The organism is Acinetobacter sp. ANC 5600, from assembly GCF_002018395.1.
In the GTDB taxonomy this organism is placed as follows: domain Bacteria; phylum Pseudomonadota; class Gammaproteobacteria; order Pseudomonadales; family Moraxellaceae; genus Acinetobacter; species Acinetobacter amyesii.
In genome coordinates, this window is sequence record NZ_MVKW01000002.1 from 66,348 (window position 1) to 84,876 (window position 18,529).

The following is an 18,529-nucleotide window of genomic DNA, read 5'->3' on the forward strand; positions in this document are numbered from 1 at the left end:
AAATACGTTTTTTAACGATAAAATCTTACAATATCTATGCAATTTGTCAGAAAATGACATACAGTTTTTAAGTACAATTACGCAGAATAGATTCCCCTCAGAATCTCTGTGGTTTGGTCATGAAAAGTAGGAGTTTGTATGTCCAAGAGCGGCTTTGGTCAGATGTATCGAAAGCTTTCGAGTAAACTGCTTGACCTTGTGGTAACACCGCATGTTTTAGGTGAAGTCCCTGTAGAACCTGTAGTGACTGAAACCGATACAGATACCGGCGTACAGACAACGAAAATTACCTGCTACGTTCTGCAAAATCATTCACGGAGTAATGCTTTAATTGTCGATGGTGAAACCCGTCGTTTAAAGCTACACCCTGCACTCGACCCAATGACTGTGGGTACGCAAACAGAAAAAGCCTCTGTGGTGTTTTTACAACATCATGATGAAGACAACTTACTCAATCCACCGCCACATGCCTTTCCACCTCGTTTATTACGTTTAATTGAGGTTTTGGAAAAAAATCCTGATGCGGATGTTGAGCTCGTTCCTGTAACCGTGCTGTGGGGCCGTGAACCCGATAAAGAAGATTCTTGGTTTAAATTATTATTTACCGATACATGGTCTACACCAAGCAAAGTGAAGCAGCTGGTCAATATTGGTTTGCACGGTCGTCAATCGTACCTCGAATTCCATGAGCCACAGTCTTTGCGTCGTTTGGTTGAATATGCCAAAACTACACATCCAAACTTGTCACCTGCGACTTATATTGTTAGCACACTGAATGATTATTTAGATGCGCAGCGTGAAGTGGTTTTGGGTCCGGATTTATCCGACCGTCGTAATGTAATGCATGGCCTGATCAAATCTACGGATGTGCAAGATGCGATTCGTCGTGAAAGCATTCGCAGTAAAATCAGCATGGTTGAAGCTGAACGTCGTGCGATTGGTTATTTAAATGAAATCGTTTCTGACTATTCTGCATCAACAGTACGTTTTGCTGACTTAGCCCTGACTCGTCTGTGGACACAGCTTTATGATGGCGTCGAAGTGCATAACTTCAGTACCGTTCGTGAACTAGCCAAAGACTACGAGATCATTTACACCCCATGTCATCGTAGTCATATCGACTATTTATTATTGTCATATGTGATCTATAAACGTGGCTTGATGGTGCCGTACATTGCTGCGGGCGATAACTTAAACATGCCATTTGTCGGGCAAATTTTACGTGGTGGCGGTGCGTTCTTTATTCGTCGTTCATTCCGTGGCAATGGTCTCTACACCACCGTATTTAAAGAATACCTCTATAGTATTTTGGCGCGTAATACACCACTTGAATACTTTATCGAAGGGGGGCGTTCACGTACTGGTCGTTTATTACCACCGAAGACCGGCATGCTCGCCATGACTGTCCATGGTCATTTACGCAATCCAGCCAAACCAATCGTGTTCTTACCGACCTATATTGGTTATGAGCGTTTAATGGAAGGTGCGACCTACGTTGGCGAAATGAATGGTAAGCCGAAAGAAGGCGAATCGATCATTGGGATTATGAAAACTCTGCGTAAGATCGAACGTATTTTCGGTAAAGTTCATTTGAACTTTGGTGAGCCAGTTTTCCTTGATGATATGCTGAAACAGCACAATGCAAGCAACATCAAAATCGAGAAGAATGACGATCCAATTCCGCCAGAAGTTTCGGATGCCATTAACAGTTCTGCACACGTGATTTTAGAAAATATTAACCGTGCAGCAGTGGTGAACCCAGTTTCATTGCTTTCACTGATTTTATTGGCAACATCTAAACATACTTTAGATGAAGAGATTTGCATTAAGCAGTTAGATACCTATCGCGATCTTTTAACTGCCTTACCTTACGATGAGCGCATGCAAGTGACACCGCTGTCAGGTAAAGAAATCATTGCTTATGGTTTAAAACTCAAGCTGATCAAACGTGTTAATCATGTCCTTGGCGATATTATTGCCATTGCTGATAATCAAGCGGTGCTGTTAACCTACTTCCGTAACAACATCCTGCACGCATTTATTTTGCCATCACTCATTGCCGCTTTGGTTGAACATAATGGTTCTATTCGCCGTGGTGATTTGATTAATGTCATTCGTACACTGTATCCGTTCTTAAAAGCTGAGTTATTCCTCAAGTGGAATGATGAAGAGATTAAAGATCAGATCTGTGCGTATGCAGAAGTACTGATCAAAGCCAAGCTAATTTCTGAAGATGCAGAAGGCAACCTGATCTCCCCTGCGCCTAACTCAGAGCAGCACAATCAGTTAGTGGTCTTGGCTGCACCTGTGATGCAAAGTCTAGAGCGTTACTACATGACTTTGGCTTTAATCACACAACGTGGTTCAGGCAATATCTCGACACGTCAGGTTGAAGAACTCAGTCACTTGGTTGGTCAACGTCTATCTGTGTTGTATGAATTTAACTCGCCAGAGTTCTTTGATAAGGCCTTGTTCCAAAGCTTTATTAAAGTCTTAACACAACAAGGTTATATCAGCACCAATGAAAACAACGCCATTGTGTTTGATGAAAATTTCCAAAATGTTGCGCAATATGCCAACCTCGTTTTGGATGATGTGACCCTGCAAATGTTGCAGCACATTACAACCTTTAGTGATGAAGAGTTAAAAGAAGCACTGGATAAAGTGGCTGCGGAACAAGCCAAAAAACGCTTGAAACGTAAGAAGAAATAAACCGTTCTGATTTTTTCGCAATAAAAGCGGAAGAAGATGAGCAAAATCAGGGACAAGTTGTAAAAAGCTTGTCTCTTTTTTTTGGACTATACAAAAGTATTTAATATTTTCTTTTTTAAAATTAAGGTATGTACATTCCAAAATTTTGGAGTTCCATTGGCTAGCGGTTTATTGCCTTTAAATTCATCGATATAAATAATATCAAAGTCCGCATCAAACAATTGTTTAAGCTCTTCCTGTTCAAAACCTATAAATTTTTCAGAAAAATTATTTACCCAATCATCATCTTTCCCTAACAGTTGTATGAGTAAGATGCCTTGCTCACTTAAGGATTCCTGCATTTTCTTTAAAACACTTTCAAGCGAATCCGTAGAACAAAAAAATAAACTGAATAAAGCAATAATTAAACTAGCTTTAGGAAAGCTATAGTCTTCAAAGGCCTGATTAGAAAATAAAAAATTCTTATTGTCTTTAAATTTACTTAGACAGATATTTTTAGCGTCAACAGACGGATCAAATGCATATACTTTAAAATGATGACGGAGTAGAAATGATGATTCATTTCCTGCACCACAACCACAATCAATCGCGATCTTTGGTAAATTCTCAAAATAACTCAAAGCTTTTTCCAAAATCGGTCTATGGGGTAAATTCTGAGTAAGTTCAGCAAATGATTTTGTCATTATTTAATTCTTAGCCTTTGAGATCCATTCGAAAATTTGAACAATAGATGTTGTAAAAAACCTATCTTATTCATTTATAGAATTTCTTTTAATACTCACAAAGCTGCTCGAAATTTTATACGTCACTCCAATTTTACACATCACAATCAATCGTGCGCTAACCTAAAACTACTCTCCATCATCCGCGTCGGATAAATCTTTTTACCTGTTTCTACTTCACTCTCTAAAACCAATTCGGGTAAATGCATAGCTCTTTGCAAATCCAAGATTCGCTCATGTAAAGGTTGAGGTTGGTTATTAGTACAAATATATGATTTTTCAGGATGTTCCACGTGGAGTAGATGACACAGAAAATTTGCCAAATCTTCGATATGTATTCGATTGGACCAATGGATATTGGGATAGCGATTAGTCGTTTCTGCTAGTTTACGCATTCGCGCTGTCGATGTGCCATAAATCCCAGATGGACGTACAATCACGCATTCGGTAGGAAATGCTTGTGAGTAGCGATGCTCCATTTCGAGTAACAGCATCCCCTGCTCATCGATCGGACGTGGCACAGTGTCATCATCAATGCGCTCCCCCGCATGTTCACCATAGACACGAGTGGACGACACCACGATTAAACGTTGTATTGGATGACTTGCTAATGCTTGAACAATCGGCTGTACAGAATCGACATAAGTGTATCGATAAGCATCCACAGCATTGAATTGAGCATGACGTGCAGGAGCCAAAAGAACATAGACAGCATCAATCGGTTGAACCTGCGATAAATCCAGTTGGTGAACATCTTGGATTAAATGTTCTGCAAAATCATCCTCTTTTACACTACGACTCACTGTGGTAATTTGGTGACCTTGCTGAAATAATTGTTTAGCAACACGTTGCGATGTTTTACCATAACCGATAAATAGAATATGCATCAAACGACCTATTCTCAGAACTGATCCATTTAGATCATATAAACCGAAGTTGAGGGGACATGGCTGCCGTCCATCAATTGCAAGGGGTTGGCAATGCCGCCGCTGCTTTACTTGAAAAACTAAATATTTTCACGACAGATGATCTTTTGTTTCATCTGCCACGCGACTATGAAGATCGTAGCACGATCATCCCCATGAACCAATTGACCGTGGGTCGCAGTTATTTACTAGAAGGTACAGTCAAAAGTATCGACTTTCCACCCGGAAAGCGTAAATCGATGGCCGCCCTTTTGGATGACGATTGTGGCAAAGTCACCTTACGTTTCTACCATATCTACAAAGGCATTACTGATCGGGTAAAACCGGGCAATCGTTTACGGATTTTTGGTGAAGTCCGTGTTGGTGCTCGTGGCTTAGAAATGTATCATCCTGAACTACAGGTGATTACTGAACACACGCCTTTACCACAAACCCAACTCACTGCGATTTACCCTGCAACCGAAGGCTTAACACAGCCCAAACTACGTGAATACGTCAAACAAGCACTACAGTTATATAGTGATGACTTACCTGAATTACTGCCAGAAAAATTCACCAATGGCTATGCACTAAAACAAGCACTGGACTATATTCATCACCCCCCTGTCGATGCCAATATGTTGCAACTGAGCCAAGGTTCTCATCCTGCACAGCAACGTTTAATTTTCGAAGAATTGGTTGCCCATCAGGTCAGTTTGCTCAGCCGCCGTGCTTATATTCAACAAATCGAAGCACCGTCATTCTCTACAAGTAAAAACTTCACCAAACAACTTTTAAGTACTCTGCCATTTGAAATGACCGGCGCACAAAAACGCGTGTCCAAAGAAATTGCGGTCGATCTGAAAAAGAACAAACCTATGCTTCGACTCGTACAAGGCGATGTAGGTGCAGGTAAAACTTTGGTTGCAGGCGTTGCAGCCTGTCATGCTCTTGAGGAAGGTTGGCAAGTGGCCATGATGGCACCGACAGAAATTTTGGCCGAACAACATTATCTAAATTTCAAAAAATGGTTTGAGCCTATGGGACTGACCGTGTCTTGGCTTTCCGGTAAACAAAAAGGTAAGGCTCGAGCTGCGGCAGAACAAAGTATTCAAGATGGTTCAGCCAATTTAGTGGTCGGCACGCATGCTTTATTTCAGGACAATGTTCAATTTGCCAAATTGGGTTTAGTGATTATTGATGAACAACACCGTTTTGGTGTCGATCAGCGTTTGGCGCTACGAAACAAAGGTCTCAATGGCATGACACCGCATCAACTGGTGATGACAGCAACCCCTATTCCTCGTACCTTGGCCATGTCGGCTTATGGCGATTTAGATACCTCCGTCATTGATGAACTGCCACCCGGTCGTACACCGATTCAAACAGTCACTATTCCACTTGACCGTCGTGAAGAAGTGCTACAGCGGATTGCCAGCAATTGTGCTGAAGGTAAACAAGCCTATTGGGTCTGTACCTTAGTTGAACAATCAGAAACTTTAGATGCTCAGGCCGCTGAAGCGACTTTTAATGAAATTAAAGAACGCTTTCCAGACCTCAATATTGGTCTTGTTCACGGCAAAATGAAGGCCGATGAAAAACAAGCAGTGATGCAGCAATTTAAAAATAATGAATTGCAATTACTGATTGCAACCACAGTGATTGAAGTTGGTGTTGACGTGCCGAATGCCTCAATCATGGTAATTGAAAATGCAGAGCGTTTAGGGCTTTCACAATTGCATCAGCTACGTGGTCGTGTAGGACGTGGTGCCAAAGCCAGTTTCTGTGCCTTGCTGTATAAAAATCCCTTATCGCAAAATGGGCAAGAGCGTTTACGCATCATGCGCGAGACCAATGATGGCTTTATGATTGCTGAAAAAGATTTGGAAATTCGTGGTCCCGGCGAACTCCTCGGCACTAAACAAACGGGTGATATGGGCTTTCGTGTAGCAAAATTAGAGCGAGATGACCATTTACTCAATCAGGCACACTATGTGGCTCAACAAGTCCTGAACGACTATCCTGCACAGGCTCAAGCGCTTTTAAAACGATGGCTGCCTGAAGCACCCCGTTATGCCTATGTATAATTAGGATGATGGTTCGATCATCCTAAAATACAGATTGGCTTTAACGAATAAGCTTGTCGAACAGGTTTCTGTGGTGTCGTGATTGCACTTCACCACAAACTGTGCAAAATACACAAAAAAGAATGATTAGAATAAAAACATGCTCCAATCTATCCAACACTACATCCAAAAAGGGATGCAGAGCGTTTCCCCTTGCTTGCTCTGTGGTATCGATCGACAACAACATCATTCGCTTTGTACCGACTGCTGGGCACAACTGCCTTGGTTTAAACAAATGGTTAATCGCCATGAACACAGCATCTCTTGTGCCTTTCACTATGATTTTCCAATAGATCGCATCATCCAAAGCTATAAGTATGAGCAACAATTGCACTATCAAAATTTACTGGCACAAAGCCTTTTAAGCTTGCGCTTAGCTAGGGCTCAAGCCATCGTCCCCATGCCTATTTCAGTAGAACGCCTCAAGGACCGTGGATACAACCAAATGCTGCTCGTTGCACACATGATGGCAAAGCAATTGCGCATCCCTGTTTGGCAACCCGTGATTCGTCAAGCACAGCACGCTCAAAAAGGTTTAAGTCGGCTAGAACGCCTAGAAAATATCGAACAGCAATTTATTATCGACCCAACTAAAAAACGCCGTTTCCGTAAAGTCCTCATCATCGATGATGTGGTGACCACGGGGAGTTCAATCCATGCATTAAGTACGCTGTTACATCAGCTACATTGCACGCAGGTATATGCCGCATGCATTGCTGCGGCACAGCCTTAGTTTCAAACATCAACCACTAATAAAGAAACTGAGCAAGCAAAGCGGTTTAGCTTTCAGCAAGAGATCGCGCCTGCTGCTTCACCCAAGGAATCACCACCTCACGCGTTAAAGGCGCAAGTTTTGTTTGTGTATCATCCAAGCTGACCCATTGCATTGCTGCAATTTCCGCATCAATTTTCGGTTCACCTTGCAACTGGACCAGATAGACATAACTCACCAGTAGATGATCAGCTTCGTTCGCAGCGGCCGTTTCAAAACGACCAATGAATTGCTCAATCTGCGCAGCGCAGCCAATTTCTTCCTGAATTTCACGTAGCATGGTGATTTCAGGAGCTTCATGGGGTTCTAACTTGCCGCCTACTTGCATAAAGAATGCCGTGTGTTTTTTACGAACCACTAAAAGTTCATGCTGTTCATTTAAAATAATGGCTGCGGCAACAGTGATAATTTTCATCAATCTTGTTCCAAATCGGCGATAAAGGCTGTACGTTCAACCATGCCCCATTTCGGCTCTGGCGCAGTGAAATGTTGAAACTGCTCAACAATCGTTTCAATATTATCTTCTGCAATTAAGCCTTCGATAAAACGCGGATGGGTAAAGCCTTTTTCTGCAGTTGTTTTTAGAAAATTCAATAAATCGTCATAAAAACCATCTACATTGAGAAAGGCACATGGCTTTAAATGAATGCCCAATTGAGCCCACGTCCACTGCTCAAAAATTTCCTCTAAAGTCCCTGCTCCACCTGGAATCGCCACAAAACCATCCGAGAGTTCAGACATTTTAGTTTTCCGTTGTTGCATATTTTCTACCACATGCAATTCGGTTAAATCTGGATGTGCCAATTCTTTATCGACCAGGACTTTTGGAATCACCCCAATGACTTGCCCGCCTGCATGCAAAGCACTATCTGCCACAACCCCCATCAAACCTGAACGACCACCACCATAGACCAGTGTGATGCCTTGTGCCGCCAAATGACGACCGACTTTTTCAGCCACCTGTAAATAGGCAGGATTGTTACCAAGGGCGGAACCACAGAAAATTGCGATAGATTTCATTTATAATCACCATCAGATCAGGAACGCTATGCTGGAAAAATCAACTTTAAACAGATTTTTTCATAAATTAAGCATTAGAACAGTGTTTTTCAGCAAATCCTTGTCTAAAATACACCCATTCATTTTTAACTTACTGCGTAAGGGGAAAAGACAACATGCTTGAAGCCTTTTACGCCACAGAGCGCGGTAGCCTGGAAGATGTCACCATCAATGGTGACTTCGATTTACATCAGGATTTAGTCTGGCTCGATCTCATTGCCCCATCCCAGGAAGAACAGCAATGGATTATGGATGCCTATGATCAAAATTTACCTACATTAAAATCATTAGAAGATATTTCGTCGAGTGCACGATTCTACCGTGATGACGACGGTATTTTGCACATCAGCACCTATTTTTTAACGAAAAATAAAAATTTTCAGGTCGATGGCGAACCCGAAGAAAATGCCAGCACCTTAGCTACCGTACAAACGGTTGCCTTTATTTTGCATAAAGAGCGCTTATTCACTTTACGGGGTGAAAAGCTGGTGGCTTTCCGTGCCTTTCGTGCCCGCGCGCGTCGTAATGACTATGAAATTGACTATAAAGATCCAACTTGGATTTTATTGGGCCTTTTAGAAGCCAAACTCGATGAGCTTGCGGATATCTTGGAAGATATCCACAAGGATTTAGAAAAGTATTCCACAGAAGTGCTGAATAACCGTCATCGTGAAATGATTTTAGACTTAGATGACATGATTACCCGACTTGCGCATTTAGAAGATATGCTCGGGAAAGCTCAGCTGTGTCTGATCGATTTACGTCGTGTTCTCACCTTCCTATCACGTCCTCGCGCCTTGGGCAGTCATATTTATGATGCCGACATCCGAGAACTCAGTGAAGACGTGCGCTCTCTTGTTGAGCATGATGCCTTCTTGTTCCAAAAGGTTCGATTCTTACTGGATACCACTTCTGGGTTCATTAACACCGAACAGAACGATACGATTCGTCGATTCTCGATTTTACCAAGTATGCTTGCGCCACCGATGTTAGTAGCTAGCGTCTATGGGATGAACACCGATGTACTGCCCTTCGCGCATGGTACAACCAGTTTTATCGTGGTCAGCTTAATCATCGTGGCATTCTTTATTGGCCCATTGATGTACTTCCGCTGGAAGAAATGGATTTGATCCTTTCCTATTGCGTAGACTTGCGAGAGTTTCTTGTCCCGCTAAAATAAAAAAAAGCACCTTACGGTGCTTTTTTTTAGATCAATTGCAAGTCATGCTCAAGATGACAGGCTTGAATAATCTTCATCATTTTTTCAGGGACTGCTTTAAACTGTAAACCTTGCGCTTTTGGCGTTTGACGTAACCAACGAACCAAAACAGCTAAAGCCAAAGTACTGCCATGCTCAAGCTCAACAAGATTGACCACTAAGGGAAAAGCTTGCTGTTGTTGAATCAATTTCAAGCCGTCTTGATAGTACAATTCGGCATTGTTGTAATCGATTTTGCCTGAAACCATCAATTCTTGTTGATGAAGTTTAATCACACATCACCTATCTTATTTTTTCTTGTCCAATGCTGCATCAGCATCAGGTTTGAAGTTCGCAATTGCTTTATCAATGTTACCGCCATTACGTTTTACAGTTGCCGCAAACTGATTACGGAATTGTAAGCCTAGGTCGATACCCGAAACGTTGATATTACGGATTTTCCATTGTGAACCTTTATCCGCCAACTGGAAAGAGACTGGAATTTTTTCACCGTTGTTATGGAAATCAATCGTTACAACAGGGTTCTTACTGTTCGATGCTTTATAAGGACGCATGCTATATGTTTGGTTACTAAACTTAGCAAAAGCTGAACCATAGTTTTCGATCAGTGTTGCACGGAAGTTACGTTCAAACTGCGCACGTTGAGCCGCTGAGCTGTATTGATTCGTTGCATAAGTACCCATCACGATACGTGTGAACGCTTGTGAATCGATATACGGGTCTAAGTTTTGACGAACAATCGTTTTCACAGCCGCAGGGTTATTTTGTAGTTTTGCGTGGTCTGCTTTTAAACGTGTAATGAGGCCATCAGCCACTTTTTTTACAAATGCAGGTGGTGCTTCGCTTGGAGCAGCAAAAGCTGTACCTGCCATCATAGTTGATAAGATACTTGCTGTAAGCGTATGTTTTAACAATGTGTTCACTTAATTTCTCCTAAAAATTATTCAACAAATGCAGGTTCGTCTGCCGTTGTTGTGTCAGCAGCTTCTGTTTTTTGTTCAGCATCTGCTGTGTTGTCAGATTTGTTCCCTGCACCACCGGTCACAAATTTAGACACCAAATCTTCGATTTCCATCGTACCTTGGGTATTACCAATTTGGTCACCACGTTTTAAGAAGTTGACACCACCACCCGGTACAATTTTCAAATATTTCTCGCCCAATAAACCATTGGTTGCCACCATAATGTAAGCATCTTCATCGATATTGGTGATGGATTTCATGTTAGCAATCAGTTGCTGTTCCATTTCTTTTTGTTTCGCAGGTGTTGCTGCTTCATAGTCTGATGTGTAACGCAGTTCTTCGAGTGCATTCTTTTGCACTACTTTTAACTGTTCTGCGTTATAAGAGGTTAATGAGCCATCCATAATCAGATGTGCTGTCACTAAGCGCGTCACAGGATCGAGTTTCAATGATTCCACTTGACCAACTTTGACACCACTTAAGGTGACTTTGGCACGGGGTTTAATCCCGTTTACATTTTCAAATGTCGCGGTCAATTCATAACTGTCTTCGATGTTATTGCCGACCAAACCACTCACACGCATCGCCAAGAAGAAAATAGCGATAGCAAACAGAATGACAAAAAAACCGACGGCCAGTTCACTCGTACGTGATTTCATTAAATACCTCCGAACATGACCGCAGTCAACACGAAATCTGAACCTAAAACACACAACGAAGAATACACGACAGTACGTGTGGTCGACGTTGCAATACCTTCTGAAGTTGGGACACAGGCATAACCCTGATAGACCGCAATCCAAGTACAAATTAATGCAAAAACAAAACTTTTGATGATGGTGCCATTAAAGACGTCTTTAAAGAATTGCACACTGTTCTCGATGCCACTCCAATAAGAGCCTTCATCTGCACCCAGAAAATCAACACCCACCAATTTACCGCCCATGATGCCGACCGCAGCGAAAATCACCGACAACATTGGTAAGCTAAAAATACCGGCCCAAAGTCGAGGCGAGATCACTCGTTTTAATGGATCGACCCCGATCATTTCCATACTCGACAACTGCTCAGTGGCTTTCATCAAACCAATTTCAGCCGTCAAAGCAGAGCCTGCACGACCTGCAAAGAGTAAAGCCGCCACCACAGGTGCAAGTTCACGCAGTAACGTCAGTGCAACGGCGGTACCGAGCATTGCTTCACTACCAAAGGTCGACAGAATGCTATACATTTGCAAACCCAGTACCGAGCCAATAAATAAGCCAGATACCACAATAATCAGTAATGAAAGCACACCAACACGGTACATCTGATAAATAAACAATTTCACGCCAAGTAAAGTCGGCATGGAAAAAAGAATCTGCAGCAACATAATGGTTGCTACGCCGATTCCTCGAACACGTTCAATGACGCGTCTACCTAATGCGGCAATAGCATTCATGAACGAACCTCATGATTTAAATAGGGCTGATGACTGAATTGATAATCGACCGGACCTTCTACCGAACCCGTCAAGAACTGCTTCACAAAAGGCGAAGCATGTGCTTTTAACTGCTCAGGTGTTCCCTCGCCCTGCACTTTCCCTTCAGCCACGACGTAGATGTAATCTGCAATTGATAATGTTTCAGCCACATCATGCGAGACAATAATCGTGGTTAAATCTAAAGCTTCACGTAGCGAACGAATCAAGCGAGTTAAAACCCCCATCACAATCGGGTCTTGCCCTGCAAAGGGTTCGTCATACATGATCAACTCAGGATCCAGTGCAATTGCACGGGCCAAAGCCACACGACGATTCATACCACCTGAAAGTTCAGAGGGCATCATTTGTTCTGCACCACGTAAACCAACAGACTCTAATTTCAACGCAACAATTTCTGCGATCAAATGCTCTGGCAACTTGGTATGGGCACGAATTGGAAAGGCTACGTTTTCATATACCGACATATCGGTAAATAATGCGCCGCTCTGGAACAACATCCCCATACGTGCACGCGCAGTGAAGAGCTCCTGACGTGACATTTGTGCAATGTTTTGCCCATCAAGCAACACCTCTCCATTATCGGGAGTCAATTGACCACCAATTAAACGGAGTAAAGTCGTTTTACCTGTACCAGATGGACCCATAATTGCAGTGATCTGACCACGACGAATTTTTAAACTGACATTGTCATAAATGACGCGCTCTCCTCGCTTAAAACTCAGGTTTTTCACTTCGATCAGTGCCTGAGTCTGAGAAGACGTTTGATTATTCATAGCTGAGGATTTTCCTGCATTTTTTTCAGCATGCATACTATAAAGGATTGAAGTTTAAAATGTTACCATTGCATGAGCGCATATCCCTGCATTCCATCAGGTAAATTGTTTTTTATTATTAATGCGATTTTATAGAGGGTGTTTTCAACCCAATAGAAGAATTTAGTTAAAATAATTGTATATATAGTAAACGATATTACACAATAAGAGTGTCAAACCGATATAAGGCATAAGTACCTCGATCATCACTGTACGCATATTTGCCAACGCGTTTCCGTTCATATTAATTATCATTAAACACATAAAGTTTGATCAAGTATACATTTTTCTGATTAAAAAGCTAATTTAAATCCATAAAAAAAACCGGTGTTTCCACCGGTTTTTTCGATATTTCTTTCGAAATTCAATTAGTCATTGAATTTACGACGTGGACGGTCTTCACCGAAAGTGCGTTCGCCACGCGGTTTATCATCAACGAAACGTTTTGGACGGTCATCGCCGAAACGTTTTGGACGATCTTCACCAAATGAACGTTGAGGACGGTCACCGTTGAATTCACGACGTGGACGATCTTCACCAAATGAACGTTTTGGACGATCGCCATAACCTTCACGAGCTGGTTTGTAATCTACACGGTTACCACGGTTGTCATCGTTAGAACGACGATCAAAACCACCTTCACGACGTGGACGATCGCTGTTAAATTCGCGACGTGGACGATCTTCAAAACCGCCTTCACGACGTGGACGATCGTTGTTAAATTCGCGACGTGGACGATCTTCGAAACCGCCTTCACGACGTGGACGATCGTTGTTAAATTCGCGACGTGGACGATCTTCAAAACCACCTTCACGACGTGGACGATCGTTGTTATATTCGCGACGTGGACGATCTTCGCCACCGAATGAACGACGTTCGCCATCACGGTTGCCTTCACGACGTTTGAAGTTTGATTCACCTTCAAAACGACGACCGCCACCGAAACCACCACGACCACCGCGACCGCCATCACGACGACCACGACCGCCATCACGGCTACCGCGTGCAGGAGGTGGAGATGGCTCAAGACCTTCAATTTCGGATACATTTAAACGTGCGTCTAAGAAGTCTTCTAAAGCACGGATTTTACCGCGTTCACGGTAAGTCGCTAAAGTAATCGCGTTACCAGTACGGCCCGCACGACCTGTACGACCGATACGGTGTACATAGTCTTCGTTCTTCATTGGAAGACCGAAGTTAATTACGTGAGAAATAGTTGGTACGTCTAGACCACGTGCAGCAACGTCAGTCGCAACTAAGATTTTTGCACGACCTTCACGAATGCTACGTAAACGACGGTTACGTACAGTTTGCGGCATTGCACCATGAAGAGCGACAACTGAGTGACCTGCTTCTGCAAGTTCTTCAGCCAACATATCTGTATCTTCTTGGGTAGATGCGAATACAACTGCTTGATCTACAGACTCATCAGATAACCAGTGAGTCAAAAGTTTTTTCTTGTGTTCGAAACCGTCAGTCCAATGAAGAGTCTGAGTAATGTCAGTATTTGTAGAGTGACCAGTTTCAATCGCAATACGCTGTGGATCATTCATCATGCGTTCTGCAAGTGTAATGATACGCGGCGCAAATGTTGCAGAGAACATTAATGTTTGTTTACGGTTAGCAGCCAAGTCGCTGATCGCTTCTAGGTCTTCAGAGAAACCTAAGTCAAGCATACGGTCAGCTTCGTCAACGATTAACGCATCAACGTTGTCTAGTTTAATTTGACGACGGTTAACCAAGTCAAGTAAACGACCTGGAGTCGCTACGACAACTTGTGCACCTTTAAGCTGTTGAATTTGTTTACCGAAAGGCATACCACCCATAATTGCAGCAATACGAACACCTTTCATATGACGTACTAAAGCAATTGCGTCTTGGCTAACCTGTTGAGCCAATTCACGTGTAGGGCAAAGTACAAGAATAGACGGTGCAGTTACCGCTTTCATGCGCTCTTTGAAAGACATCAAAGTGTCTTGACCAGCCAAAGCATTCACAGTTGGGAGTAAGAATGCAGCAGTTTTACCAGAACCAGTTTGGCTTGATACAAGAAGGTCTTTACCTTCTAATGCAGCTGGAATTGATTGTTCTTGCACTGGAGTCGGAGTAGTAAAACCTAGACCTTGTAATGCTAGTTGTAACGACTCATGTAAAGGAAAATCAGCAAAAGTTTTGCTCATAGAGTATTTCACCCCAAAAATGGGTGCTCCATTAAAAATATAAATTCAGATGGACATCGGCAAAAAGCGGCACAGCAAAAAACGCTGAAAATATAGAATCAGCGGCGATCCGAGAACGACGATGTGTATAACGCACACATGATTACAGCCGCAACCTGAAGGAATCGCTTAGCGATTGGGTGGGGCGCGAAATATCGTCCTCTCTTTGGACCGGAACGCGCATACACAATGATAGAAGAGAATGTTCAGGTAATGAACGAAATTTAGTGCGTGCGGCGATTATAGCAGAAAGTTTTTAAATGTCACCTGTTTTAGTCAACTTCAGAATGTTTTTTGTAAGAAGCTTTAAATTATAGGTGTTTAAGCCTTTATTTTTGACCGATTAGACAAAAATAAAGCCCTCATAAAGAGGGCTTTATTTCATTATTCTGTCAATAAACTCGAACTAAGCGTTCTATTATTTAGCAGCTTCACCCCAAGCTGGAACAACAGCTTGCATAAGTGGTTTAAGCATTTTCATAGAACATGCAAGTACTTGACCATTGTCCATTGAGTCGTTACCACCACGAGCATCAACCACAGTACCACCCGCTTCTTTCACAATAAGTTCACCCGCAGCGATGTCCCAAGGTTTCAAACCAAGTTCGAAATAACCATCGAAACGACCGGCAGCAACATATGCTAGATCAAGAGCAGCAGAACCTGAACGACGGTATTGAGCACCGGCTTCAGTCACATTTAACAATGAGTTGAAATGGTTTTTCGCATAAGAAACCACTTCGCCATTACGAATTTTACGATACGCATGACCCACTGAAAGGAAAGTGTTTTCTAAGCTGTCTTTTACATTTACACGAATACGGCGTTGGTTCATCATCGCACCGCGACCACGGCTTGCAGAGAACAACTCATCTTTCACAGGGTCATAAATAACACCGTGTTGAGTTACACCTTTATGTTGAACTGCAATAGAGATACAGAAATGTGGAACACCATTAACGAAGTTTAATGTGCCATCAAGTGGGTCGATGATCCAACACCAATCAGCGTCATGACCTTTACCTTCTTGAAGACCAAACTCTTCGCCTAGGAAACTGTGATTTTTATAGCTTTTACGTAGGGTATCGATGGTCAATTGTTCCAAATAACGGTCTACACGCGTTACTGGACCATCAATTCCTTTTTCTTCGACTTGTAGATCGAGTTTATGACGATTTTGATGCGCTTTTAAAAGCTCTTGACCAACTAATTGAGCCGCACGCGCAGCCATAACCACCATAGGTTCCATTGAACACCCACTACAAATTTGAAGATACTGATAAAGAATAATGCATAAAAGCCCTTATATCTTATCAAATATAAGGGCTTTTAGGGAAAAAATGTTTCTAAAAATTAGAAATTCAGCAAACTACAGTTGACTTATGTTTTATCCAGCTTTGTGTCACAGAAGTGATAATGCCTTCAGCATCTAGTCCAGCTTGTTGTAGCATTTGAGCATGTGTCGCCTGATGCATAAATTCATCTGACAAACCTAAATTCAGCATCGGTTTAACAATACTAGCCTGCGCTAAATATTCATTTACCGCACTACCCGCACCCGCCATCACTGCATGCTCTTCAACTGTCACAAATAGTTGCGTGCTTGCCGCGATTTGATCGATCAACTGTGTATCTAATGGTTTTACAAAACGCATATTTAGCACACGAACTGCAACATCCAGTTTTTCAGCCAATACTTCAGCCGCCTCAACCGCTGCCTGAACACGGCTACCAAATGCTAAAATCGAAATTGTTGCATCTTGCTGATCATTGAAGTTTGCAAGAACTTCACCACGGCCAATTTCAAGCTCGGTCATCTCTTGCTGAATCTCAACACCTAGTCCATTACCTCGTGGGTAACGTACTGCCGCTGGGCCTTTATACAAATAAGCCGTATGTAACATTTGACGACATTCATTTTCGTCTTTCGGTGCCATGACCACCATGTTCGGCACGGTACGCATAAAGGCATAATCATAAGCACCGGCATGCGTTGGGCCATCTTCACCAACCAAACCTGCACGGTCGATGCCAAATGTCACATCGAGATTTTGCAAAGCGACGTCATGAATCAGTTGATCATAACCACGTTGTAAGAAGGTTGAATAGATTGCAACAACGGGTTTTACCCCTTCGCAGGCCATACCCGCAGCTAAGGTCACCGCATGTTGTTCTGCAATGGCAACATCAAAAAAACGCTCAGGGAAGTGCTTTGCAAATTGCACCATACCGGAGCCTTCACACATCGCAGGGGTAATCGCTAATAAACGATCATCCTGTGCAGCTTCATCACATAACCACTGACCAAAAACATCTGAATATTTCGGTGCAGTTGCCACTGCAGCAGGTGCATTCAGTTTACTGATGGCATGGTATTTGATTTGATCTGCTTCGGCAGGTGCAAAGCCTTTACCTTTTTTGGTATAGACATGCACTAAACGTGGACCACTGCGTTTTTTTAAGGCTTCAAACACATGTGTCAATTGTTCAACATCGTGCCCATCAAAAGGACCAAAGTAGTCAAAGCCAATGGCTTTAAATAGGTTGTCTGCAGCATCGGTCGCAGCACAATGTAGGCGTGAGTTATACGCCCATTCAGGATGAGGTTGAATATAGGCTTCGCCATTTTCAGAAATATTCACCGATTGACCACTTTCCCAAATCGCAGCCAAATGCTTAGCAAAACCACCAGTACTGCATGAGATCGACATATCGTTGTCGTTCAATACCACCATGAGGTCAGCATTGTGTGCCACCGCATCGTTCATGGCTTCAAAAGCCATGCCCGCTGTCATCGCGCCATCACCCACGATTGCAACCACATGACAGGGATCTTGCTTGAAGCGACGTGCCAATGACATCCCAAGACCAGCAGAAATCGCTGTTGATGAATGGCCTACGCCAAAGGTGTCAAATTCAGATTCTTCACGGGCAGGAAACGCAGCCAAACCATCTTTGGCACGAATCGTCACTAATTGTTCACGACGACCTGTTAAGGCTTTATGCGGGTAGGCTTGATGACCCACATCCCAAATCAGACGATCACGTGGCGTATCAAAACAGTAATGCAATGCCACGGTTAATTCGATCACCCCAAGATTGGCACCAAAATGCCCACCACTTTGTCCGGCCGCATACAAAATAAATTGACGTAACTCATCCGCCACTTGCTCTAATTGGCTGCGCTCGAGTAAACGAAGTTGTTGAGGATGGTTAATCGTATCCAGCAACGGTGTTACAGGGCGTTGAAATGGTATTTCTTTATACAGCATAATGTGGCAAAGCCTTCTAAAGCCTGGCAAATTCCTAAGCTCGGTCTAAATGGGTAACTCGATCATATCGTCGAATTGTATCACCTTACAATCAGCCAAACTTGTAGCGATGTAATTTTTAGCAATGATCTCGTTGGGGAGATTTTGAATGAGTCAGATTATCCTGAATAATCTTCCTATTTATCAACTATTATCGTTCGCTTTATACAAAAAAGAAAATGTTCTGCATAAATTCGTCGTTGCAATTCTACCAATGTCCAAGCATTACG

The 18,529-nt window shown here is 42.7% G+C and carries 16 protein-coding genes; 4 read left to right on the forward strand and 12 right to left on the reverse strand.

Annotated elements, in window-relative coordinates:
• The first annotated feature begins 138 nt into the window (after positions 1-138).
• Complete coding sequence (gene plsB / locus B1201_RS04175) at positions 139-2,712, forward strand: glycerol-3-phosphate 1-O-acyltransferase PlsB (RefSeq protein WP_078192465.1); 2,574 nt, start codon at positions 139-141, stop codon at positions 2,710-2,712.
• Between the two features lie 86 nt (positions 2,713-2,798).
• On the opposite strand, the gene B1201_RS04180 is transcribed toward plsB, so the two are convergent.
• Together B1201_RS04180 and B1201_RS04185 are read right to left on the reverse strand one after the other, a co-directional pair.
• Positions 2,799-3,395, reverse strand: a complete 597-nt coding sequence (locus B1201_RS04180) for a methyltransferase domain-containing protein (protein WP_078192466.1) — start codon at positions 3,393-3,395, stop codon at positions 2,799-2,801.
• Between the two features lie 146 nt (positions 3,396-3,541).
• Entirely contained in the window at positions 3,542-4,321 is a 780-nt protein-coding gene (locus B1201_RS04185; RefSeq protein WP_078192467.1) for an NAD-dependent epimerase/dehydratase family protein, read from the reverse strand.
• A gap of 59 nt (positions 4,322-4,380) precedes the next feature.
• Between B1201_RS04185 and recG the strand changes: the two genes are divergently transcribed.
• Complete coding sequence (gene recG, locus B1201_RS04190; protein WP_078192468.1) at positions 4,381-6,426, forward strand: ATP-dependent DNA helicase RecG; 2,046 nt, start codon at positions 4,381-4,383, stop codon at positions 6,424-6,426.
• Positions 6,427-6,565: 139 nt separating this feature from the next.
• Positions 6,566-7,198, forward strand: coding sequence for a ComF family protein (locus tag B1201_RS04195; protein ID WP_078192469.1), 633 nt, complete (start codon positions 6,566-6,568; stop codon positions 7,196-7,198).
• A 46-nt stretch (positions 7,199-7,244) separates the two neighbouring features.
• Here B1201_RS04195 and B1201_RS04200 read toward each other — a convergent pair whose 3' ends face one another.
• Both B1201_RS04200 and B1201_RS04205 read right to left on the reverse strand, forming a co-directional pair.
• On the reverse strand, positions 7,245-7,652 hold the full coding sequence (locus B1201_RS04200) for an NUDIX hydrolase (protein ID WP_078192470.1): 408 nt from the start codon (positions 7,650-7,652) through the stop codon (positions 7,245-7,247).
• Positions 7,652-8,257 carry a TIGR00730 family Rossman fold protein gene (locus B1201_RS04205; protein ID WP_078192471.1) on the reverse strand — a complete coding sequence of 202 codons (606 nt, stop codon included), beginning with the start codon at positions 8,255-8,257 and terminating at the stop codon, positions 7,652-7,654. Before B1201_RS04205 ends, B1201_RS04200 begins: the two co-directional genes overlap by 1 nt.
• A 155-nt stretch (positions 8,258-8,412) precedes the next feature.
• Between B1201_RS04205 and B1201_RS04210 the strand changes: the two genes are divergently transcribed.
• The gene (locus B1201_RS04210; protein ID WP_078189297.1) at positions 8,413-9,426 is read left to right on the forward strand and encodes a CorA family divalent cation transporter; all 1,014 of its coding nucleotides are present in this window, start codon (positions 8,413-8,415) and stop codon (positions 9,424-9,426) included.
• A 76-nt stretch (positions 9,427-9,502) separates the two neighbouring features.
• On the opposite strand, the gene B1201_RS04215 is transcribed toward B1201_RS04210, so the two are convergent.
• The 8 genes from B1201_RS04215 to dxs form a co-directional block, all read right to left on the reverse strand.
• Positions 9,503-9,763, reverse strand: coding sequence for an STAS domain-containing protein (locus tag B1201_RS04215; RefSeq protein ID WP_218956240.1), 261 nt, complete (start codon positions 9,761-9,763; stop codon positions 9,503-9,505).
• 39 nt (positions 9,764-9,802) lie between these two features.
• Positions 9,803-10,438: an MlaC/ttg2D family ABC transporter substrate-binding protein gene (locus B1201_RS04220; RefSeq protein WP_078189299.1), complete on the reverse strand. Its 636-nt coding sequence runs from the start codon at positions 10,436-10,438 to the stop codon at positions 9,803-9,805.
• Between the two features lie 17 nt (positions 10,439-10,455).
• Positions 10,456-11,136, reverse strand: a complete 681-nt coding sequence (locus B1201_RS04225; RefSeq protein ID WP_078192473.1) for an outer membrane lipid asymmetry maintenance protein MlaD — start codon at positions 11,134-11,136, stop codon at positions 10,456-10,458.
• Positions 11,136-11,915 carry a lipid asymmetry maintenance ABC transporter permease subunit MlaE gene (gene mlaE, locus B1201_RS04230; protein WP_078189301.1) on the reverse strand — a complete coding sequence of 260 codons (780 nt, stop codon included), beginning with the start codon at positions 11,913-11,915 and terminating at the stop codon, positions 11,136-11,138. Before mlaE ends, B1201_RS04225 begins: the two co-directional genes overlap by 1 nt.
• The gene (locus tag B1201_RS04235; protein ID WP_078192847.1) at positions 11,912-12,730 is read right to left on the reverse strand and encodes an ABC transporter ATP-binding protein; all 819 of its coding nucleotides are present in this window, start codon (positions 12,728-12,730) and stop codon (positions 11,912-11,914) included. Before B1201_RS04235 ends, mlaE begins: the two co-directional genes overlap by 4 nt.
• Before the next feature lie 407 nt (positions 12,731-13,137).
• Positions 13,138-14,949: a DEAD/DEAH box helicase gene (locus tag B1201_RS04240; protein WP_078192474.1), complete on the reverse strand. Its 1,812-nt coding sequence runs from the start codon at positions 14,947-14,949 to the stop codon at positions 13,138-13,140.
• A 457-nt stretch (positions 14,950-15,406) separates the two neighbouring features.
• Positions 15,407-16,237: an inositol monophosphatase family protein gene (locus B1201_RS04245; protein WP_078189303.1), complete on the reverse strand. Its 831-nt coding sequence runs from the start codon at positions 16,235-16,237 to the stop codon at positions 15,407-15,409.
• Between the two features lie 112 nt (positions 16,238-16,349).
• On the reverse strand, positions 16,350-18,260 hold the full coding sequence (gene dxs / locus B1201_RS04250; RefSeq protein ID WP_078192475.1) for a 1-deoxy-D-xylulose-5-phosphate synthase: 1,911 nt from the start codon (positions 18,258-18,260) through the stop codon (positions 16,350-16,352).
• Positions 18,261-18,529 lie beyond the last annotated feature (269 nt).